At 58.8% G+C, this 21,523-nt stretch carries 20 protein-coding genes; 11 read left to right on the top strand and 9 right to left on the bottom strand.

The genetic code is table 11. The features are described from left to right. The 3 genes from leuC to leuA are packed head-to-tail and all read right to left on the bottom strand — an operon-like array spanning position 1 to position 4,093. Positions 1-1,398, bottom strand: a complete 1,398-nt coding sequence (gene leuC, locus ONZ54_RS18175; RefSeq protein WP_099991659.1) for a 3-isopropylmalate dehydratase large subunit — start codon at positions 1,396-1,398, stop codon at positions 1-3. A gap of 32 nt (positions 1,399-1,430) precedes the next feature. Further along, the gene (leuB, locus tag ONZ54_RS18170; RefSeq protein ID WP_096120115.1) at positions 1,431-2,516 is read right to left on the bottom strand and encodes a 3-isopropylmalate dehydrogenase; all 1,086 of its coding nucleotides are present in this window, start codon (positions 2,514-2,516) and stop codon (positions 1,431-1,433) included. A gap of 2 nt (positions 2,517-2,518) precedes the next feature. Beyond that, entirely contained in the window at positions 2,519-4,093 is a 1,575-nt protein-coding gene (leuA, locus tag ONZ54_RS18165; protein ID WP_271786843.1) for a 2-isopropylmalate synthase, read from the bottom strand. 407 nt (positions 4,094-4,500) lie between these two features. On the opposite strand from leuA, the gene ONZ54_RS18160 reads away from it, so the two are divergent. The 6 genes from ONZ54_RS18160 (at position 4,501) to ilvN (ending at position 9,651) form a co-directional block, all read left to right on the top strand. Continuing rightward, entirely contained in the window at positions 4,501-5,124 is a 624-nt protein-coding gene (locus ONZ54_RS18160) for a TetR/AcrR family transcriptional regulator (RefSeq protein ID WP_021139763.1), read from the top strand. A gap of 126 nt (positions 5,125-5,250) precedes the next feature. After that, the gene (locus tag ONZ54_RS18155) at positions 5,251-5,754 is read left to right on the top strand and encodes a phosphatase PAP2 family protein (protein ID WP_021139762.1); all 504 of its coding nucleotides are present in this window, start codon (positions 5,251-5,253) and stop codon (positions 5,752-5,754) included. Beyond that, positions 5,751-6,860: an MJ1255/VC2487 family glycosyltransferase gene (locus ONZ54_RS18150; protein WP_131731240.1), complete on the top strand. Its 1,110-nt coding sequence runs from the start codon at positions 5,751-5,753 to the stop codon at positions 6,858-6,860. Before ONZ54_RS18155 ends, ONZ54_RS18150 begins: the two co-directional genes overlap by 4 nt. 36 nt (positions 6,861-6,896) lie before the next feature. Beyond that, positions 6,897-7,049: a hypothetical protein gene (locus ONZ54_RS18145; RefSeq protein ID WP_010673158.1), complete on the top strand. Its 153-nt coding sequence runs from the start codon at positions 6,897-6,899 to the stop codon at positions 7,047-7,049. A 389-nt stretch (positions 7,050-7,438) separates the two neighbouring features. Further along, positions 7,439-9,157 (top strand): acetolactate synthase 3 large subunit, encoded by a 1,719-nt coding sequence (locus tag ONZ54_RS18140; RefSeq protein WP_096120112.1) that lies wholly within the window; start codon positions 7,439-7,441, stop codon positions 9,155-9,157. Further along, positions 9,157-9,651: an acetolactate synthase small subunit gene (ilvN, locus tag ONZ54_RS18135; protein ID WP_005311605.1), complete on the top strand. Its 495-nt coding sequence runs from the start codon at positions 9,157-9,159 to the stop codon at positions 9,649-9,651. The genes ONZ54_RS18140 and ilvN overlap by 1 nt, the downstream gene beginning before the upstream one ends. Positions 9,652-10,056: 405 nt before the next feature. Here the strand turns inward: ilvN and pta are convergent, their stop codons facing one another. Both pta and ONZ54_RS18125 read right to left on the bottom strand, forming a co-directional pair. Continuing rightward, complete coding sequence (pta, locus tag ONZ54_RS18130) at positions 10,057-12,210, bottom strand: phosphate acetyltransferase (protein WP_042467240.1); 2,154 nt, start codon at positions 12,208-12,210, stop codon at positions 10,057-10,059. Positions 12,211-12,280: 70 nt separating this feature from the next. Beyond that, positions 12,281-13,483 carry an acetate kinase gene (locus ONZ54_RS18125; protein WP_271786842.1) on the bottom strand — a complete coding sequence of 401 codons (1,203 nt, stop codon included), beginning with the start codon at positions 13,481-13,483 and terminating at the stop codon, positions 12,281-12,283. A gap of 302 nt (positions 13,484-13,785) precedes the next feature. Here ONZ54_RS18125 and yfbV point away from each other — a divergent pair, with 302 nt between their 5' ends. Next, positions 13,786-14,226, top strand: a complete 441-nt coding sequence (yfbV, locus tag ONZ54_RS18120; protein WP_011899053.1) for a terminus macrodomain insulation protein YfbV — start codon at positions 13,786-13,788, stop codon at positions 14,224-14,226. Between the two features lie 60 nt (positions 14,227-14,286). Here yfbV and ONZ54_RS18115 read toward each other — a convergent pair whose 3' ends face one another. From ONZ54_RS18115 to ONZ54_RS18105, 3 genes are all read right to left on the bottom strand, one after another. Continuing rightward, positions 14,287-14,787 carry a YfbU family protein gene (locus ONZ54_RS18115; protein WP_017412149.1) on the bottom strand — a complete coding sequence of 167 codons (501 nt, stop codon included), beginning with the start codon at positions 14,785-14,787 and terminating at the stop codon, positions 14,287-14,289. A 443-nt stretch (positions 14,788-15,230) separates the two neighbouring features. Further along, positions 15,231-15,695 (bottom strand): thioredoxin-dependent thiol peroxidase, encoded by a 465-nt coding sequence (gene bcp, locus ONZ54_RS18110; RefSeq protein WP_059113126.1) that lies wholly within the window; start codon positions 15,693-15,695, stop codon positions 15,231-15,233. A gap of 22 nt (positions 15,696-15,717) precedes the next feature. Then, positions 15,718-16,251 carry a glycine cleavage system transcriptional repressor gene (locus tag ONZ54_RS18105; protein WP_005311611.1) on the bottom strand — a complete coding sequence of 178 codons (534 nt, stop codon included), beginning with the start codon at positions 16,249-16,251 and terminating at the stop codon, positions 15,718-15,720. Between the two features lie 267 nt (positions 16,252-16,518). On the opposite strand from ONZ54_RS18105, the gene dapA reads away from it, so the two are divergent. The 3 genes from dapA to ONZ54_RS18090 all read left to right on the top strand — a co-directional run bounded on the left by dapA (position 16,519) and on the right by ONZ54_RS18090 (position 19,770). Then, positions 16,519-17,406 carry a 4-hydroxy-tetrahydrodipicolinate synthase gene (gene dapA / locus ONZ54_RS18100; protein ID WP_021139756.1) on the top strand — a complete coding sequence of 296 codons (888 nt, stop codon included), beginning with the start codon at positions 16,519-16,521 and terminating at the stop codon, positions 17,404-17,406. Further along, the gene (gene bamC / locus ONZ54_RS18095) at positions 17,399-18,523 is read left to right on the top strand and encodes an outer membrane protein assembly factor BamC (protein WP_088814160.1); all 1,125 of its coding nucleotides are present in this window, start codon (positions 17,399-17,401) and stop codon (positions 18,521-18,523) included. The genes dapA and bamC overlap by 8 nt, the downstream gene beginning before the upstream one ends. Positions 18,524-18,666: 143 nt before the next feature. After that, complete coding sequence (locus ONZ54_RS18090) at positions 18,667-19,770, top strand: phosphoribosylaminoimidazolesuccinocarboxamide synthase (protein ID WP_005311616.1); 1,104 nt, start codon at positions 18,667-18,669, stop codon at positions 19,768-19,770. Between the two features lie 130 nt (positions 19,771-19,900). Here the strand turns inward: ONZ54_RS18090 and ONZ54_RS18085 are convergent, their stop codons facing one another. Then, the gene (locus ONZ54_RS18085; protein WP_271786841.1) at positions 19,901-20,503 is read right to left on the bottom strand and encodes a short chain dehydrogenase; all 603 of its coding nucleotides are present in this window, start codon (positions 20,501-20,503) and stop codon (positions 19,901-19,903) included. 97 nt (positions 20,504-20,600) lie between these two features. Between ONZ54_RS18085 and ONZ54_RS18080 the strand changes: the two genes are divergently transcribed. After that, positions 20,601-21,500: a LysR family transcriptional regulator gene (locus ONZ54_RS18080; RefSeq protein WP_271788305.1), complete on the top strand. Its 900-nt coding sequence runs from the start codon at positions 20,601-20,603 to the stop codon at positions 21,498-21,500. Positions 21,501-21,523: the final 23 nt, after the last annotated feature.

Raw genomic sequence — 21,523 nt, 5'->3', positions numbered from 1 at the left:
TTACAGTGCGCGAATGTCGGCAAAGCGACCGGTGACGGCGGCGGCGGCGGCCATGGCCGGGCTCACCAGATGGGTGCGGCCGGCACGGCCCTGACGCCCTTCGAAGTTGCGGTTGCTGGTGGAGGCGCAGCGCTCCCCCGGTTGCAGCCGGTCATTGTTCATGGCCAGACACATGGAACAGCCGGGCAGACGCCATTCAAAACCCGCCTCGAGGAAGATCTTGTCCAGACCCTCGGCTTCGGCCTGTGCCTTCACCTGCTCGGAGCCCGGCACCACCAGCGCCTGTACCCCGGCGGCCACCTTGCGGCCACGGGCGATGGCGGCAGCGGCGCGCAGATCCTCGATGCGGCTGTTGGTACAGGAACCGATGAACACCTTGTCGATGGCGACATCGGTGAGCTTCTGGCCCGGTTGCAGGTCCATGTAGGCGAGCGCCTTGCGGGCGGATTGCTGCTCCATCAGATCGCTGAAGGATTCCGGTGCCGGGATCGGTTCATTGACGGCAATCACCTGGCCCGGGTTGGTACCCCAGGTGACCTGCGGGGCGATATCGGCGGCGTCGAGGATTACTTCGGCATCGAAGTGGGCGCCCTGGTCGCTCTTGAGGCTCAGCCAGTAGGCGATGGCCTGATCCAGTGATTCACCCTTGGGGGCGAACTCCTTGCCACGGATGTAGTCGATGGTGGTCTGGTCGGGGGCTATCATGCCCGCCTTGGCACCCAGCTCGATGGCCATGTTGCACACCGTCATCCGCCCTTCCATGGAGAGGCCCGCAATGGCCTCGCCAGCGAATTCCACCACGTAGCCGGTACCACCGGCATGGCCAACCCGGCCGATGATGGCCAGCACCACGTCCTTGGCGCTGATGCCCTCCGCCAGCTTGCCGTTGACCGAAATGCGCATTGTCTTGGCGCGCCCCTGTTTCAGGGTCTGGGTGGCCATCACATGTTCCACTTCGGAGGTGCCGATACCGAAGGCCAGGGAACCGAAGGCACCGTGGGTGGCGGTGTGGGAGTCGCCGCAGACGATGGTGGTGCCGGGCAATGTGATGCCGAGCTCGGGGCCCATCACATGGACGATCCCCTGATATTTGTGGTTGAGATCGTAGAGGCGAACCCCGAACTCCTTGCAGTTGTCGGCAAGTGTCTCCATCTGGATGCGGGCCATCTCGCCGGAGGCGGCGATGTCCTTGGTGGTGGTGGAGACGTTGTGATCCATGGTGGCCCAGGTCAGATCCGGGCGCCGCAGTGGGCGGTTCATGGCGCGCAGGCCATCGAACGCCTGTGGGCTGGTCACTTCGTGTACCAGGTGGCGGTCGATATAGATGAGCGGCGTTTCGCCGTCCACTTCGCGTACCACGTGGGCGTCGAATACTTTCTGATAAAGGGTTTTGGCCATTGCTCTGTATTCCTTGTTATGTGCTGGGTGGCTCAGATCCGTGCGGCGATCTGGGTGCCCATGTCGGCGGTACTCTGCACCGGATGGCGAGCATCTGCCTGATGCAGGTCGGCGGTGAAGTATCCCTCTGCCAATGTCTGGGCTACGGCTTGCTCGATGGCTTGAGCGGCGGCTTCCTGTCCCAGGCTGTAGCGCAGCATCAGGGCGGCGGAGAGGATCTGGGCGATGGGATTGGCGATGCCTTTGCCGGCGATATCGGGGGCCGAGCCACCGGCCGGTTCGAACAGGCCAAAGCCAGATTCGTTCAGGCTGGCTGAAGGGAGCAGCCCCATGGAGCCGGTGATCATGGCGCACTCGTCAGAGAGGATGTCGCCAAACAGGTTGGAGCAGAGCAGCACGTCGAACTGGGACGGATCCTTGATGAGCTGCATGGTGGCGTTGTCTATGTACATGTGGTTCAGCGCCACGTCCGGGTAGGATTTGGCGACTTCAGTCACAACCTCGCGCCACAGAATGGAGGAAGCAAGCACGTTGGCCTTGTCGATGGAGGTGACCTTGGCCTTGCGAACACGGGCCGATTCAAACGCTATCCTGGCGATGCGCTCAATTTCGAAGCGATGGTATACCTCGGTGTCGAACGCTTTCTCGTTCGCCCCTTCTCCCTCGCGCCCCTTGGGCTGGCCGAAGTAGATACCGCCGGTCAGCTCGCGCACGCAGGCGATGTCAAAACCGCGATCCGAGATGTCGGCGCGCAGCGGGGAGAACTGCTCGAGACCTGTGTAGATACGGGCCGGACGCAGGTTGCAGAACAGCTTGAAGTGGGCACGCAGGGGCAGCAGGGCGCCGCGCTCGGGTTGATCGTTGGGGGCCAGGTGCTCCCATTTGGGACCGCCCACCGAGCCGAACAGCACGGCATCGGCCGCCTCACAGCCCTTGATGGTGCTTTGTGGCAGCGGGGTGCCATGGTTGTCGATGGCGATGCCACCCACGTCATGGCGATCATACTCGAGGGAGAAACCAAACTTGGCCTGCACTTTTTCCAGCACCTTGACGGCCTCGGCCATCACTTCCGGGCCAATGCCGTCACCCGGCAACACTGCGATCCGATAACTGCTCATACTCACACACTCTCCGTATTGATCTTGTCTGTTTTTGTGACGTTGCGTTCCATCTGTTCGGCCACCTGCTCGGCGCGCCAGATGCTGTTGATCACGTGGATCAACGCCTGGGCAGAGGACTCTATGATATCGGTAGCCAGGCCCATGCCGTGGAATTTTCGTCCCTTGTATTCGGCGACTATGTCGACCTGGCCGAGGGCATTCTTGCCCTCACCCTTGGCTTTTAGGGCGTATTTGTCGATGCGGATCTCGTAGCCGGTGATGCGGTTGATGCACTGGTAGACCGCATCCACAGGACCATTGCCGGTAGCCGCTTCGCAGACCAGATCCTGCCCGACCTTCAATTTGACCGAGGCGGTGGCCAACACAGAGCTGCCGCTTTGTACGCCCAGATACTCCAGCTTGAAGTGCTCCGGCTCTTCGTGGATTTGGCTGAAGAAGGCCAGCGCCTCCAGGTCGTAGTCGAACACCTGTCCCTTCTTGTCGGCCAGGGTCAGGAACTTGCCGTAGAGGTGGTCGAGATCGTAGCTGCTCTCGGCATAGCCCATGGACTCCATTCTGTGCTTGATGACGTGACGGCCGGAGCGTGAGGTCATGTTGAGGTTGTTCTGGGGCAGGCCAATGCTCTCCGGGGTGATGATTTCATAGGTGTTCTTCGCCTTGAGCACGCCGTCCTGATGGATGCCTGAGCTGTGGGAGAAGGCGTTGGCCCCGACGATGGCCTTGTTCGGCTGCACCGGCATGTTGCACAGCTGGCTGACCAGGGCGCTGGTGCGATGAATCTCACTGTGGCGGATGTTGGTATGGACCCTAAGCAGATCGGCGCGGGTTTTCAGGATCATTGCGACCTCTTCCAGGGAGCAGTTGCCCGCCCGCTCGCCGATACCGTTGATGGTGCACTCGATCTGGCGGGCTCCCATCTGCACGGCGCCGATGGAGTTGGCCACCGACAGTCCCAGGTCATCGTGGCAGTGCACAGAGATGATGGCCTTGTCGATGTTGGGCACCCGATTGAACAGGGTCTGGATGATACCGGAGAACTCGGTCGGTACCGTGTAGCCGACGGTATCCGGGATATTGATGGTGCGGGCGCCGGCCTTGATGGCCGCTTCCACCATGCGACAGAGATTATCAATCGGGGTACGACCCGCATCCTCGCAGGAGAACTCCACGTCGTCGGTGTAGCGCAAGGCGTGCTTGATGGCGCTGACTCCCATCTCCAGCACATCCTCGAAGCTCTTTTTCAGCTTGCTCTCGACGTGAATGGAGGAGGTGGAGATAAAGGTATGGATGCGAAAAGCTTCTGCGACCCGCAAGGCTTCACCGGCGGCGTCGATATCCTGGGGCAGGGCGCGGGCGAGGGCGCAGACCCGGCTGTTCTTGATGTGGCGGGCTATGGTCTGCACCGATTGAAAATCGCCGGGGGAGGAGACAGGGAATCCCACTTCCATGATGTCGACGCCGAGCCGCTCCAGCGCCTGGGCGATCTGCAGCTTCTCCTTGACGGTCAAACTGGCCGCCAGGGCCTGCTCACCATCGCGCAAGGTGGTGTCGAAAATGATGACCCGATCTGACATGTGACTTCCCTCTTCCTAAGTTCGGTAACGTGCATCCTGCGGCGGCATAAAAAAACCCGTGCAGGGTGCACGGGTTTTTGTAAATTCCGGCTATGCCTGAGCCCGGCTACAAGGATCCCGCGCGACTGGTCGCGATTAGGGAGAGTAGTAGTAGCGGAGCGGCAATATGCATGATGACTCAATCCTTCCAGTCGATAACGCTGTTACCAATATCGAGATTTTTATGCTGTGTCAACCCGGACTCACCGGTTCAATCCGCTGGTTTATTTAATCGGATTGTAAAGGAGTGCAAATTTACTTGTCCCATATTCGGCCCTTGCCCGATTATCTGGTCATTCCTGCTGTACTCGATCATCTATGCAATCAGATCGACTTATCAGTTTTTGCTGAATTATCTGAGGTATCCAATGGAAAAACGCAGACCTGGTCGTCCGGTCGGACGTTCTGACATTCGTGACAAGTTGCTCTGTGCCGCTCGTGAGCGTTTTCTCAATACGCCCTACAGCAAAGTCACTACCCGCGAGATCGCCGAGCTGGCCGGCTCCAATCTGGCGATGATCCATTATTACTTCGGCAGTAAAGAGGGTCTTTACAAGGCAGTGCTGGGCGATGTGGCCGAGCCGCTGGACCAGGCATGGCAAGACGAGATTGGCAACCGCAGCCTCAATGAGCTGCTCAACACCTACTATCAGGTGATGGCGCCCAACAGCGAACTCACTTCCGCCATCTCCAGCGCATTATCGACCGAGAAGAGTCCCGGGCGGGATTTTGTGCTGAATCGTCTACTGGAACGTCAACTGCCCCAGTTTGATGCCTTGCTGGAGTCAATGAAGAGCAATGGCGAGCTGGGTGACAACCTGGATCCCGAGATGCTGAAGATCTCCTTTCTCAGCATGATGTGGCAGCCGTTCGTGATGAAGGATCTCTACGAGCAGGTGTTTGGTCTGACCGTGGATGAGCACTTCATGGCCCGTCTGGCGGATCACAACTGCCGGCTGATGGAAAACGGCCTGCGCGGCACCCTGAACTGATCATTTGCCTCGCTTGCGGTAAAAAAGGGCCATTCGGCCCTTTTTTCATAAATCTGTTATCCCTTGTTCAATTTAGTGTCACTCCATTGCCCTAGTCTGCACAGAGACTTCAGGGAAGGAGGGGTTATGAACAAGATCCAGCAATGGGACCTGCAGGTGTGCCGCATCTGCCTGCTCCACTCCTACAACCGGCCACAGGCCAGGATCAGTCGGCTCATCTCCCGCACCGGTGACGGGCCCCTCTACGCCGTACTGGCGACACTGCTCTGGTGGCAGGGGGAGGCGGAACGTGAACTGGTCGGGGTGGCTCTGCTCGCTTTTGCCATCGAATTGCCGCTCTATCTGCTGCTCAAAAATGCGCTGAAACGCCAGCGGCCGGTGGGTTTGCCGGTTTTCATTACCCCCTCCGATCGTTACAGTCTGCCCTCCGGTCATACCGCCGCCGCCTTCCTGATGGCGACCGTGCTGGCCGCCAGTTTCCCGCTCTGGGCGCCCTTGTTGTTTGTCTGGGCCGCACTGGTGGGGGCATCGCGTCTGTTGCTCGGGGTGCATTACCTGAGCGATCTGGTGGCCGGTGCCCTGCTCGGCGGTGGTTGCGCCCTGCTTGCGCTCAGCTGGCATCAGGGATGAGGATACTGTTTGGCGTGCAGGGTACCGGCAATGGTCATATCAGCCGCAGCCGTACCCTGGCTCGTGCACTGCGAGCGCAGGGGCTGGAGGTCGATTACCTGTTCAGCGGTCGCCCCGCCGATGGTTATTTCGAGATGGACGAGTTCGGCGACTACCGTACCTTTGCCGGCATCACCTTTGTCAGCCACGAGGGGGCCATTTCTGGCTGGCGTACCCTCAAGGGGCTCTCACCCCTGCGCTTCTGGCGGGATATGCGGGCCCTGGATTGCCGCGATTACGATCTGGTGATCAGCGATTTCGAACCGCTCAGTGCTCACGCGGCCCATCGCTGGGGCAAGCCCAGCCTCACCATCAGCCATCAGGCCAGTTTTGACTGGCCGATCCCGCGTTGGGGCGAGAGCGGCTTCAATCGCCAGCTGATGCGTCATTTTGCCCCGGTTCGCCAATCCCTCGGACTGCACTGGTTTCACTTCGGTCAGCCACTGCTGCCCCCCATCATAGATCCCATCGTTGCACTGCCCGACAATCAGCAGATCCTGGTCTATCTGCCGTTTGAACAGACTGAAGCCATCGCAGCTCTCTTGTCGCGCTTCAATCAGCAGCGTTTCGTCTGCTTTCACCCGGCCATTCGCAGCGCCAGCCAGTGGCGCAACATACGTTTCGAGCCGCAGGCGCGGGAAGGATTCAAGCAGGTTCTGGCAGGTTGCCGGGGTGTCATTACCAACGGGGGATTTGAGCTGGCGTCGGAGGCGCTTTCCCTTGGCAAGAAGCTGTTGGTCAAGCCGCTGGGAGGGCAGTTCGAGCAACTGACCAACAGCAAGACGCTGGAGCTGATGGGGCTGGCCCACTTGATGGATGGACTGGATGCCAATGCGGTGCGCGCCTGGCTGGATGCGTCGGCTCCGGGCCAGATCCTCTACCCTGATGTGGCGGGCGAGCTGGCGAGCTGGCTTGCGAATGGGGCAGAGGAGAGCGTGGCACAGCTCTCGCGCCGACTGTGGGCTCGCACCCTGTTTCCGGAAGAGGTGTGTGATCGCTTGAGTGAGCTGGAAGGGGGCTGCGCATTAAACAGTACTTGGTTATCGCAAGTGAGCGCCTTTGACTAGACTGAAAGGGAGCCCACCAAGGAGAGGACGGACACAATGCGCTTTACCAATGAAAACGGCGATACCATGACACTGGCAGACAATCTTACGCTGCACGAGCTGCTGGACATGGGGGTCAGCATCTCGGTCTGTGAAGAGACGGATCCGGATCAACAGATCTGGCTGGCGGAGCCGGAAGACGAACAGTAAGTCTGTGCTCTGCTCGACGGCCCACCCCGACGGGTGGGCTATTTTTTCTTGTTTTTCTCATAGTGACAGCATGATCCGCTAGCCAGTCCCCCATCTTCCCCGCTTTGTTCCCACCGTTTTCACCAAGTCACTGAATGTTAATAGCTGTTTGAAATTTATGACTGTTCTGGTCAGACAAAGCCGTGGACAAGCGTTCGCAAGCGGGTTAAGTTGGATTTTCACCCGCTTTTCGGGTGAATGATGGAAAAAACCTATTTTTCTACTATCGACGGCACCGAACTCGCCTGGCCCGTATTCAGACAACAACAAGACACGGGGCCGGCGCTGCCGGGAAGCAGCGGACTGTCGATAGCTTTCGCTTAACGGAGCAAAGCCTGGAGGGCTTTATCATGGAGATGTTATCAGGCGCCCAGATGGTGGTTAGAGCGCTGGAAGATCAGGGAGTTGAGCACGTTTTCGGCTACCCTGGTGGCTCAGTGCTCGACATCTATGACGCTCTCTTTGAAAACGGCAAGATGGAGCATGTCCTGGTGCGGCACGAGCAAGCCGCGGTGCATATGGCGGACGGTTACGCCCGCTCCACCGGCAAGGTGGGCACAGTGCTGGTGACCTCGGGTCCCGGCGCGACCAACTGCATCACGGGGATCGCGACCGCCTACATGGACTCCATCCCCCTGGTGATCCTGTCCGGTCAGGTACCGACCAGCATGATCGGGGAGGATGCATTCCAGGAGACCGACATGATCGGCATCTCCCGTCCTGTGGTGAAGCACAGCTTCCTGTGCAAGAAAGCCAGCGACATTCCCGATGCCATCAAGAAGGCCTACTACATTGCCGCCAGCGGCCGCCCGGGGCCTGTGGTGGTGGATCTGCCCAAAGACGTGCAGAACCCGAAAGAGAAATTCCCCTATCAGTATCCCGAGTCCGTCTCGCTGCGCTCCTACAATCCGACCAAGGCCGGACACAAGGGCCAGATCAAGCGGGCCGCCAAATTGCTGGTAGATGCGCAGCGCCCTGTGATGTACGTGGGCGGCGGTGCCATCAATGCCAATGCGGATCATCTGGTGACCAAGCTGGCCGAGCTGCTGAACCTGCCGGTGACCACCACCCTGATGGGGCTGGGAGCCTTCTCTGGCACCCATCCGCAGTTTGTCGGCATGCTGGGGATGCACGGCACCTTCGAAGCCAACAAGACAATGCACAATGCGGATCTGATTTTTGCCGTGGGTGCCCGCTTCGATGATCGCGTCACCAACAACGTGGCCAAGTTTTGTCCCAATGCCACCATAGTGCACATCGATATCGATCCCACTTCCATCTCCAAGACGGTACAGGCCCATGTGCCCATCGTCGGCTCGGTGGAAACCGTGCTGGAGCAGATGCTGGAAGTGATCCGCGAGTGCGGCTTCGACAACGACAAGCAGGCGCTGGCAGACTGGTGGAGCCAGATCGCCCAGTGGCGTTCCCGCAACTGCCTGGCCTATGAGACCCACCCCACCCTGATCAAGCCCCAGCAGGTGATCGAGACCCTGTACAAGGTGACCAAGGGGGAGGCATTCGTTGCCTCCGATGTGGGCCAGCACCAGATGTTCGCCGCCCTCTACTACCCCTTTGCCAAGCCGCGCCAGTGGATCAACTCCGGAGGCCTCGGCACCATGGGTTTTGGTATTCCGGCCGCCATGGGCGCCCAGTTTGCCAACCCAGATGCCGTGGTCTGCTGCGTCACTGGTGACGGCTCGGTACAGATGAACATTCAGGAACTCTCCACCTGTTTGCAGTACGGTGTGCCCATCAAGATCATCTCCATCAACAACCGCGCCCTTGGCATGGTCAAGCAGTGGCAGAAGATGTTCTACGGCGGTCGCCACAGCCACTCCTACATGGAATCCCTGCCCGACTTCGTCAAGCTGGCGGAAGCCTACGGCCACGTCGGTATCGCGGTGAGCGATCCGGCGGAGCTGGAGAGCGCCATGGAGAAAGCCTTTGCCATCAAGGATCGGCTGGTGTTCATGGATATCTCGGTCGATCCGGATGAGCATGTCTACCCGATGCAGATCAAGTTTGGTGCCATGGATGAGATGTGGCTGAGCAAGACGGAGAGAACCTGATGAGACATATAATTTCCGTTCTGCTGGAGAACGAATCCGGCGCCCTGAGCCGCGTGGTGGGCCTCTTCTCCCAGCGCGGCTACAACATCGAGACCCTGACGGTCGCGCCGACCGAGGATCCCACCCTGTCGCGCATGACAATCGTCACCATGGGTGACGAGCGGGTGCTGGAGCAGATCCAGAAGCAACTGCACAAGCTGGTGGACGTGCTCAAGGTGTGTGACCTGAGCGAAGGGGAGCATATCGAGCGGGAGATTGCGCTGGTCAAGGCGCGCGCCGCCGGTGGTGCTCGCGACGAGCTGAAACGGCTGGCGGACATCTTCCGTGGCCAGATCGTCGACGTGACCCCGGAGCAGTACACTGTGCAGCTGGTGGGCACCAGCGAGAAGCTGGACGCCTTCATCAAGACCGCGGCCCAGACCAACGAGATCATCGAGGTGGTGCGTTCCGGGGTGTGCGGTATCTCCCGGGCGGACAAGGCACTGCGCCCCTGATTGTTCGGCAGGTGGATTTGTTATCCCAAAGGGGCTCTTCGGAGCCCTTTTTCACGGGCGCAAGTTGAGCCAGGGGGAAGTGCGGGTCTGTCATTTTCTTTCAAATGATCAGTAAACTATCCACAAAAGCTGTGGAAAACTCTGTAGATTAGCGGTGTGTCTAGTGTTAGTGAGCTGATCTTAAAGGGGTATTTTGATCTGATCTCTGTTGGGGTGCAATTGTGCAATCCCCTGTGGCGGGTGTGAGTGTTTGCTTATCCTGCCAGCCTTGCCAGACAAGTCATGGAGAGAGGCATTGGGATCCGGTCAGGATCCTGATTTGATCTTGCGGATCAACATGTCGCCCGCCCACTATAAAAAAACCCGCCTCTCGGCGGGTTTTTCACAGGGTCGGCTGAAGGTCGATTACTCGGCCTGAGCTGCCTGGATACCGGTCAGGGCGATGGTGTAGACGATGTCGTCTACTAGGGCGCCACGGGACAGGTCGTTGACCGGTTTGCGCATGCCTTGCAGCATGGGGCCGATGGAGACCAGATCTGCGGAACGCTGTACCGCCTTGTAGGTGGTGTTGCCTGTGTTCAGATCCGGGAAGACGAACACTGTGGCTTTACCTGCAACCGGTGAGTTAGGGGCCTTGGACTTGGCCACGTTCTCCATGATGGCCGCATCGTATTGCAGCGGACCGTCGATGATGAGGTCGGGGCGCTTGGCCTTGGCCAACTCGGTCGCTTCACGCACTTTCTCTACATCGGCACCGGCGCCAGAGGTACCGGTAGAGTAGGAGATCATGGCGACGCGCGGCTCGATGCCGAAGGCGGCAGCGGAGTCGGCGGACTGGATGGCAATCTCGGCCAGCTGCTCGGCAGTGGGATCCGGGTTGATGGCGCAGTCACCGTACACCAGCACCTGATCAGGCAGCAGCATGAAGAAGATGGAGGAGATCAGGGAAGAGCCCGGGGCAGTCTTGATGATCTGCATCGGCGGACGGATGGTGTTGGCGGTGGTGTGTACCGCGCCGGATACCAGACCGTCTACTTCGCCACGCTCCAGCATCATGGTGCCCAGCACCACGTTGTCTTCCAGTTGTTCGCGGGCAACCACTTCGGTCATGCCCTTGTTCTTGCGCAGTTCGACCAGACGCGGCACATAGCGCTCGCGCACCTCCAGCGGGTCGATGATCTCGACACGGTCGGTCAGCACCACACCCTGCTGCTCTGCAACGCGACGGATCTCTTCCGGGTTACCCAGCAGCACAGGACGGGCGATACCACGCTCGGCACAGATGGAAGCTGCCTTGATGGTACGCGGCTCTTCGCCTTCCGGCAGCACGACACGCTTGTTGGCCTGACGGGCCAGCTCGGTCAGCTGATAACGGAACGCCGGCGGGCTCAGACGACGGGAACGGGTAGACTTGGCTGAGAGAGACTCGATCCAGTGCTTGTCGATGTGGCCAGCCACATAGTCCTGCACCAGCTCGATACGCTCGCGGTCATCTTCCGGAATGTCGACGTTGAAGTTTTGCAGGCTGACGGCGGTCTGCCAGGTGTTGGTGCCGGTGATCATGATCGGCAGGCCGGTGGCCATGGCCTGTTGGCACAGGGCCATCACTTGCGGCTCGGGATGATAGTTGCCGGTCAGCAGCAGTGCGCCCAGCTTGACGCCGTTCATGGCGGAGAGGCAGGCGGAGACGATGACGTCGGAACGGTCGCCGGAGGTGACCAGCAGGCTGCCAGGACGGAAGTGCTCAACCATGTTGTGGATGGAGCGGGCACAGAAGGTCACGGTTTGCAGGCGACGACTGTCCAGCTCACCCTTGTGCAGGATCTTGGCGGCCAGATGTTTGGCGAGATCCTTGGCGCGCGGGGCGATCAGCTGGGTATTCCAGGGGATGCAACCCAGGATGCGCAGCGGGCTCTTGCCGAACACTTGCAGCACTTCCAGATTGTGGGCCGCTTCAGAAGCGTGGTGGTGCGCCTCGAACATCTCGGTCAGGTCGGGGCGGGTCACGCCGTGCTCGTCAACCGGAGCGCCTACCTTGTTGATGACGCAACCAACGATACGGGGGTTGTTGACGCCACCGAAGTTGGAGCAGGCCAGCTCGATGCGCTCTTTGAGCTTCTGGCTGGAGTCGTTGCCCGGATGGGTCACGAACACCATGTCGGCATCCAGCGCCTTGGCAACGTCATAGTTCAGCTTGTTGGCAAACGGCTGCTTGTCGGTCGGTACCATGCCTTCGATGACCAGCACTTCGGCACCGCTGGCCTTCACGTGCTCTTCAAAGCGAGCCACTATCTCTTCCAGCAGGATGTCGGTGTTGCTGGAGGTGATCATGTTCTCGGCGTAGGAGAGGGCGAATGGCTCGGGCGGGTTGATGTTGGCAGCAGCGCGGATCACGGCGGTGGAACGCTCGGTACCGGTTTCACCCGGACGCGGCTGAGCGACCGGTTTGAAGAAGCTGACATTGACACCGTGACGTTCCATGGCGCGGACAACGCCAAGACTCACGGAAGTTACGCCGACACCAGTGCCGACCGGGATAAGCATAATAGTGCGTGCCACTTAATACCCCTTGTTCATTTTTTGGGATCAGGAAAAGGCCGCCCTGGGGCGGCCTTGCTCTACAGCGAATTTATGCGCCGACCAGTTCCAGTGCGTCGTGGGCAATGACCCACTCCTCGTTGGTCGGGATAACCAGGGCCTTGGTAGAACCAGCCTTGGTGATCTCGCCACCCTTGCCGAAGCGGGCAGCCAGGTTGGCGTCGTGATCGACGTCGAAGCCCAGCAGACCCAGCTTGTTCAGGGTGATTTCACGGATCGGAGCGGAGTTTTCACCGATACCACCGGTGAAGACCACGGCATCCAGACGACCGTCCATGGCGGCGGCGTAGGCGCCGATGTACTTGGCCAGGCGATAGCAGTAAACATCCATGGCACGCTTGGCTTCTTCTTTGCTGTCGTAGTTGTCTTCAACGAAACGGCAGTCGGAAGTCACTTCGGTCAGACCCTGCAGGCCGGACTCTTTGGTCAGCATGGTGTTGATATCCGCCACGCTCATGCCCAGCTTGTCGTGCAGGAAGAAGATGATGGCCGGATCCAGATCGCCGGAGCGGGTACCCATGACCAGGCCTTCCAGCGGGGTCAGACCCATGGAGGTATCAACGGATTTGCCGTTCTTGATGGCGCAGACGGAACCGCCGTTGCCCAGGTGGCAGTTGATGATGTTCAGTTCGGAAACCGGCTTGTTCAGCTGCTTGGCGGCTTCCAGGCTGATGTAGTAGTGGCTGGTGCCGTGGGCGCCGTAGCGACGGATGCCATTCTCTTTGTAGAGTTTGTACGGCAGGGCGTACAGGAAGGCTTCTTCCGGCATGGTCTGGTGGAAGGCGGTGTCGAACACGGCCACGTTCTTGTCGGCCAGGGCCGGGAAGATACGACGGGCTTCACGGATACCGATCAGGTGAGCCGGGTTGTGCAGCGGTGCATAAGGTACGGCGGCTTCGATGCCGGCGATCACGTCATCACAGATCACGACGGAGGAGGTGAAGCGCTCACCACCGTGAACAACACGGTGACCAATGGCGATCAGATTCTGGGACAGTTCCGGATTGAGCGGCAGGATCTTGTTGACGATGTAGTCCAGCGCTTCCTGGTGAGCGGCACCAGCGCCCAGATCGGCACTGCCTTTCTCGCCATTCAGTTTCCACTTGATGCGGGCGTCGTCGAGGTTGAAACACTCGGCCAGGCCGGACAACAGGTCATCACCGGTGGTTGCGTCAATGACAGCAAACTTCAGGGACGAGCTGCCACAGTTAAGTACAAGAACCAGCTTACTCATGAATAAATCCTATCGCAGATTGGGTTGTGTAGGAGGATGCGTTGGACGCGTTGCGTCCAAAAACTTTCAACTTATCCTTATGAGGGTTGGCAATCTGTTGCTTGCCCCTTGTATAGTGATACAAGACCCGAAATCCAGACGTCCCTGACAGCTCAACGGCAGGCCGTTGGTGCAAAAATTGGGCGTACAAAGGATAACTCGATTGTTGAAAAATAACAAAGTCATCCTCAACCTTTGTTATTGCGCATCAAATATAGTCGAGGTTTTGCCGTTAATACGTTCAAAAAAAGCTCGGAGGTAGCATGAGCATGAACATTTTTGGAACTAAGTTACAGCAAGGCCGTCATTATATGACCCTTTGGCCCCGCCGTCCCGAGCTTAATTCCATGTTTCCGGAGAATCGGGTGATCAAGGCCACCGAATTCGCCCTCAAGATCATTCCGGCGCTGGCGGTGCTCAGCGTCATGCTGCAGTTCCAGCTCGGTGAGCTGCACTACTGGCCTTCGGTCATGACTTCAGTGTTGTTTCTGCTCAGTCTGCCGCTGCAGGGTTACTACTGGCTTGGTCAGCGTGCCGATACCCGTCTGCCTCCCTCCCTTGCCAGCTGGTATCGCGAGATCAACGGCAAGATGAATGAGCAGGGGAGTCATCGCCAACTGGTGGCCCAGCCCCGTTACGAAGAGCTGGCTGATACCCTCAATGCTGCTTTCAAGCAGCTGGACAAATCTTTTCTCTACGAATAAGCGAACAAGGTTTTCCAATCAGATAAAGGCGCCCAGAGGCGCCTTTTCCATCTATGTCGATCAGGCCGCCAATACTTTGCGGATCTCCTGGATGGAGAGCTTGTATTGACGGGGGCACTGGCGCCATACGGTCAGCATGCGCTGGTACTTGTCGCGCATGGCAATGTCGCTCGAAAGCTCGTCACATGGGCACTTGAGCTCGGGGAAGCGCTTGTCCACTTCCAGCAGGAAGCAGACGTAGTCGGCCAGCTCCCGCTCCTGGCTGCGGCTGTAGCCGTTGAATTCCAGCCGGCTGGCGGTGATTTCACTCTGATCGGCCCCATCAAGATTGCCCCAGGAGATGGCCAGCGCATGGTGCAGTTCCAGGGTGTCGATCACCTCCTGACAGGTGGCCAGATCCAGATGACCGAAGCTCTTCTCCAGTTCGAGGATCTGCAGGCAGTAACCGCGGGCTATGATGGTGCTTGCCCGCTGGTAAGAGGCCGCTTTCTCCGGATTGAGTTTGGCCAGGATCTCGTACTGGTTGCTCAGGATCAGGCGTTCGGTGTGGCTCATGTTCATGGGCTTTTCTCACTGGAAAATGAAACTGGGGTCACGTTAACCCATATCTCAGATGAATTTTTTGATCTGGCAGGGGAGGTTGGTGAGAAAGCCGGATCGGGAAATCAAAACGGAGCGGTTTCTGGTTAATTAAAAGCAGCGGTTGCGTGCTTGCATTGCGGCTTGAGCTGGTAACAATAAAGGAGTCATCTGGCTTGTGCCCGGATGACTCGCCACCAAGGCACCCGACACAGGTGCATGCCAGACCATCACAAACATGACTCCGTCGCTGTGGCCACAGGTCCTGGCAGACGGGGCAACGAAAACTGGGCCGCCAAGATGGCGACCCGGCCTTGACTCATCAGGTGATGCCATCATCACACTGTGATCTCGGCGAGCGAGACAAGCGAAGGGCCTGCAGTTGCAGGCCCTTTTTGCATGGTGTGTTTTATATGTCTTTGGGCTCAACCCTTGATGAGGTCGAGCACCACCTGATGGTGGTCGCTGGTCTTGAACTTGTCGAAGCGGTGGACGACCTTGCCCTCTTCATCGATGAGGAAGCTCAGACGGTGAATGCCGTCATACTCCTTGCCCATGAACTTCTTCGGGCCCCAGACGCCAAAAGCATCGGCGACGGCGTGATCTTCATCGGCCAGCAGGCGGAAGTTGAGGCTGTCGCGCTCCTCGAACTTCTTCAGGCGCTTGGCCGGATCCGGGCTGATGCCGAGCACCACCACGTTGAGAGCGGCCAGCTCGCTATTGACGTCACGCAGACCGCAGGCCTGGGTCGTGCAGCCAGGGGTCATCGCCTTGGGATAGAAATAAATGAGCACTTTCTTGCCGCGCAGGTCGGATAGACGAACTGGATTGCCATCCTGATCTGACAGGGAAAAGTCGGGGGCCAGGGTGCCAGCGGATAAAGGTTGCATGGATTCTCCTTGGGGTTGGTCGTCAGGCGTGTTTGTTGTTGACGATGAATTCGAACGATTCAGCGCCCAGTTCACGACAGAATCCGGCGAAGGCCGTATCCGAACCGGCTGCTTCTCCCTGCTTGGCCAGATTGAGCTGGAAGCTTGCCTTGAGCAGGTTGTAGGGCTGTTGCTCCAGCGTCATGGTCTGCATGGCCTGGATGTCCCAGCCGTGGTCGCTGAAGAACTGGGTGCACTGACTTACGATGCCAGGCTGATCCCGGATCAGGATCTCGGCGTTGGCGCTGATGTCGTATTGCAGCGAATGGTGGCGCTCGGTGCGCTTCATCATGGTGATGAGCTCCCACTCCTGGCTGCGCAGGGGCAGGCTTATCTCGAGTTGCATCAGGCTGTTCCAGTCACCGGACAGCAGCATGATGAAGGTGAATTCATTACCGAAGATACCAAGACGGCTATCGACAATGTTGCAGCCACACCCACTGACGTGGCGAGTGACTTCATTGACGATGCCAGGCCTGTCCGTGCCTATGGCCGTTACGACCAGGTAGTGAGTCATAAATCTTCTCTCGTCCATTAGCTGGTTGTGAATGTGAGTACAGCGGGAGCGCTCTGGCAACTTTCTGCACCCTGACATGACAACCTTGTTGAGAATGTTGTTGCGGCGAGCCCTGCCTGTGGTGGTCACGACCACGATTTGGCGCATGCTGTTGCGCTCGCGCACAGCGTTTTGTGCCGGATGGTATCATGGCTTGCCCCCTGCCTCCCTTGTTTTTCCAAGGGGGCAGCTTTACCATAACGCCCCTGAAAATCGGGAGAAATATCCATGTTACGCGGTAGTCTTGTTGCGCTCGTTACCCCCATGCTGGCTTCAGGTGAAGTCGACTGGGCCAGTCTGGCCACCTTGGTCGATTATCATGTCAGCGCGGGCACAGCCGCCATCGTTGCGGTTGGTACCACAGGGGAATCGGTGACCCTGAGCGAGCAGGAGCACATCGCCGTCGTGGAAAAAACCGTGGAACTGGCCGCCGGACGCATTCCCGTCATCGCTGGTTGCGGATCCAACAATACCGCCCATGCCATCGCCCTTGCCAAACGATTCGCCGAAACGGGCGTGGTGGCGGGTCTCTCGGTTACCCCTTATTACAACAAACCCACCCAAGAAGGCCTCTATCGTCACTATTGTGCGATCGCCGAGGCTAGTGGTCTGCCCCAAATTCTTTATAATGTGCCCGGTCGCACCTGTTGCGATCTCAAACCGGAGACGGTAGCCCGGTTAGCCAGGGTACCCGGCATCATAGGTCTGAAAGAGGCCACCGGGGATCTGAGCCGTACTCCGCTGCTGCGTGAGCTGTGCGGAGAGGAATTCGCGCTTTATAGTGGCGATGATGCCAGTGGATGTGATTTTATGCTGCAAGGGGGAGACGGAGTCATTTCGGTCACCACCAATATTGCAGCGGCCCAGATGGCCGACATGTGTCGTGCTGCGCTGGCCGGTGATGCCGGGCAGGCGCATGACATCAACAATCGATTGATGCCGTTGCATCAGACTCTGTTCTGCGAACCGAGTCCCATTCCGGTGAAGTGGGCTTGCGCACGACTGGGATTGATTGCGACGGCGACCTTGCGTCTGCCGCTCACCGACCTCACCCCAGAGGGCGAACAAGCGATGACGCGAGCACTGACGACTGCGGAGTTGATGGCGAGTGTTTAAAGCAAATGGAAAGGGAAATGCAGTGCGCCTGGTGCTGAGTGTAGCGACCGTTGCCGTGTTGGCAGCCTGTAGTTCACCCCAGGATCGCAAGATGGCCAACCGTGGTTTCGAGTACGAGGATGCCCGCCTTGAAGGTCGTGCGTTTCTGGTGCCGTCCGGGTTGAGTACCCCCGCCTTTAACAGCAATTTCGACATCCCGGCGTTGCCAGAGAGCAGCCGTGACGGTGCTCTTGGCGCCAAGATTGACGTGCGTCCGCCTGCCCAGTTGCTGACAGTGGTACCGGGCAGCCAGGTCGTGCCCAATGCCAGCGAACCCACAGTGGCCTTCTATGCCCTGAGTACCAATCAGAGCGTGGAGCGTGATACCTGGGCCTTCCTGATGAACTTCCTGGCCCAGTACAAGGTGACCACAGAGAAGCTGGATCAGCAGGCTGGCGTCTTGCAGACCGGCTGGTTTGACAACACCAAGGCCCTCGATGGCTGGAGTGAAGAGGATGATGATTTCAACATCCGCCAGCGTTACCAGTTCACAGTGCGCAACGATGCCCAGCGTCATGCCGTCAACATGTCGGTGCGGGTGCTGGATCACGAAGAGACCATTGATGGCGAGACCACCAATGTGTTGACGCCAGCCGATGCCCAGCGCTACGCGACCCGCGCCCTGAACCAGTTCTCCCTCTATTACGACAAGCAGCTCAAGTCCCGCGAGCAGCACAAGGCCAACGATGGCATGGGTTTGCAGCTGGGTCTGGACAACAACGAGCTGAGTGCCTGGATTGCGGACGGTTCCTTTGATCTGGTCTGGCGTCGCCTCAATCAGGTGCTGCCGGCCTATGGTTTCACCATCAAGGATACCCAGCAGTCCCTGGGCTGGATCGACGTCGAATACGACGAACCGGGCAGTGATTTCTGGAAAGCCAAGGGCGGTGAGCCATTCAAGCTGGAAGAGGAGAAGTATCGCTTCCAGTTGGGCGAGATGGCGGGGGGCAAGACCTCCATCACCCTGTTCGACAAGGACAAGAAGCCAGTGGCGTCCGGCGTCATCTCCCAGATGTACATCAGCCTGTCCGAGGCCTTTGCCAAGGGCTTGGCTGACCAGGCAGCAAAAACAGAATAGAAACAGGGGCCTAGTGCCCCTGTTTTGTTAGGTTAATCCCCCTGTAAATACAGGGTCTGATGCGCTTGATATGTTAACCCCCCAGAAACAGGGGCCTGGTGCCCCTGTTTTATTCCTCCCACAAACAGGAAGTGTTATTAGCCATGAGTCTTGCAGATCAAGTATTGGCGGTGAATGACGATTTACCGATCCGTACCGATAAACCTGTCCATTCCGGCAAAGTGCGCAGCGTCTACTGGTTGACCCCCGAAGACAGTGCCCGGCTCATAAAAGAGAAAGGCTATGATGTGCCTGCCGATGCGCCGCTCGCCCTCATGGTGATCAGCGACCGCATCTCGGCCTTCGACTGCATCTGGCAAGGTGTCGACGGGCTGAATGGCGTACCGGGCAAAGGAGCTGCGCTCAACGCCATCTCCAGCCACTGGTTCAAGCTGTTCAAGGAGAAGGGACTGGCCGACAGCCACATCCTGGATATTCCGCACCCCTTCGTCTGGATCGTGCAAAAAGCCCGCCCCGTGATGATCGAAGCGATCGCCCGCCAGTACATTACTGGTTCCATGTGGCGTGCCTACAAGGATGGCGAGCGTGAGTTCTGCGGTATTACTTTGCCAGAAGGGCTCAAAAAGGATCAGAAGTTGCCGGAGATCCTTATCACCCCCTCCACCAAGGGTGTGCTGACCGGGCTGGATGGTGTGCCGGAAGCCGATGACGTCAACGTCTCCCGCGCCGATATCGAACGCCACTACCAAGGCTTCAACTTCAGCAAACCGGCTGACATCGATCGCTACGAAGTGCTGCTCAAAGAGGGCTTCAACGTCATCAGCGATGCGCTTGCTTCCCTGGATCAGATCTTCGTCGACACCAAGTTCGAGTTTGGCTATGTCCAGGATGCGGCTGGCAACGAGAAGCTGATCTACATGGATGAAGTGGGCACCCCCGACAGCTCCCGCATCTGGGATGGCGCGGCGCTGCGTGATGGCCAGATCGTCGAGAAGTCCAAAGAGGGTTTCCGTCAGTGGCTGCTCAACCACTTCCCGGATCCGGACATACTGCTCAACAAGAACCGCATGCCGGAACGTTTCGCCCTGGCCAAAGGAAACAAGCTGCCGACCGAGGTGATGATGGATATCTCCAACACCTACGTCGGGATCGCCGAGAAGATCATCGGTCACCCGCTGGTGCGCTCCGCCAATCCAAAGCAGGAGATCATCGAGGTGCTGCGGGATCAGTACGGTCTGATCGACTAAGGGTTGCCGCCTTTTTTGTCATCGAAAAACAAACGTTTGCCGGTGGCAAAAGGCACAAGCCGACAAACAGACGGGCCCCAGTGCGGGGCCCGTTTTTATTGGTGGTCTGGCGGCAAGAGGGCGGCGGCTATCAGCCGTTGACCTTGAACACCTGCCCGGTCTGCACGCCCAGCACGGATTTCTGGTAGGCCAGTGCCACTTTGGCGGCGGGCACCGGCACGAAGCCCGGGAAGAAGTCGGCGTACTTGTCCATCGACTCAGTCAGCACGGTCGGGCTCACCACATTGATGCGCAAGCCCTTTGGCAGCTCGCAGGCGGCGGCCTTCACAAAGTGCTCGATGGCGCCATTGATGGTGGTCGCACTGACTCCCCAGTTGATGGGTTCCTCGCTCAAAATACCGCTGATCAGGGTGATGGAGCCCTTGTCATTCAGATAGGGGATGGCGGCGCGGGTCAGGTTGATCTGGCCCATCAGCTTGCTCTGGAGCCCTACTTGCCACTGCTCGTCGGTCATCTCGGTCAGGCTGTTGAAGGCCACGCTGCCGCTGGCGACGACCAGCGCATCGAACTGGCCCACCTGGGCAAACAGCGCCTTGATGGAGGCGGGATCGCGCATGTCGACAGTGGCATCGCCACGGCTGTGACCGACCCGGATCACCTGATGGTCCTTGGCAAGCAGTTCACTGACCGCAGAGCCGACGGTGCCGGAGGCACCCACAATCATAATCTTCATCAGTTTCACTCCTGGTTGGGATAGGTAGATTCTAGCGCGATGAAACGGGGGAAAAAGCGCGTAAAATAAACTCATTGTTTCCATATTGGAGCTAATGATGGATATCGCCCATTTGGCCAGCTTTTACGAGGTGGTGCAGCGAGGCAGCTTCTCTGCCGCTGCCGATGCCCTGGGGGTGAGCAAGGGGATGCTGAGCCGTCATGTCAGCGCCCTGGAAGCCGCTCTCAATGCCCAGTTGTTGCAGCGCACTACCCGCAGGCTCAGCCTCACCGAGGCGGGCAAGACCCTCTATTTGCAGACGGGGCAGATTTTCGCGCTAGTCCGGCAGGCGGAAGAGGATATCCAGGCACTGACTGAGGAGGATGCTGGCCGCTTGCGCTTTACCTGCGCGGTCAGCACAGGAGATCGCATGGTGAGTGAGCTGCTTGGCCGTTTTGCAGTGCTCTGCCCGGGTGTCGAGGTCGAACTCAACTTCACCAATGCCATGGTCGACATGAGTCAGGGGGAGAACGACATAGCGCTGCGCGCCATGAGCAGCATCCCCGACAACCTGGTGGCGTTGCCACTCGGTCAGCTCAAGGACGTGGTGGTGGCAAGCCCGGCCCTGCTGGCGCGGGAGGGGATCCCCGCCACCCCTTATGAGCTGGGCGGGCGGCCCTGCCTGTTGCAGGGGAGCAACCCCGCCTGGGAGCAGTGGCACTTTCGCAGAGGAGAGGAAGAGGCCCATATTCTGGTGCAAGGCAAGGTGCGGGCCAATCACTACAGTACCGTACTGCAACTGGCCCGCGCCGGCATGGGCTATGCCAAGTGCCCTCTGATGCTGGTGGAGCCCGCGCTGGCCGCGGGAGAGCTGGTGACCGTGCTCGACGGGTGGCAGAGCGGTCTGCATCAGCTCCATGTGCTGCACGCCCAGCAGCGGCGGGTGCCACGCAAGATCCGGCTGTTCAAGCAGGTGCTGGCCCAGTGGTTTGCCGAGCGGCCCCGCTACTTGCTCTGACCGGCGTTATTTTTCTGTCATCT

This window comes from Aeromonas salmonicida (assembly GCF_028355655.1).
Taxonomy (GTDB): Bacteria; Pseudomonadota; Gammaproteobacteria; order Enterobacterales; family Aeromonadaceae; genus Aeromonas; species Aeromonas salmonicida.
Note: the sequence above shows the minus strand (reverse complement) of the source record. Positions and strands in the feature narration are given on the sequence as shown.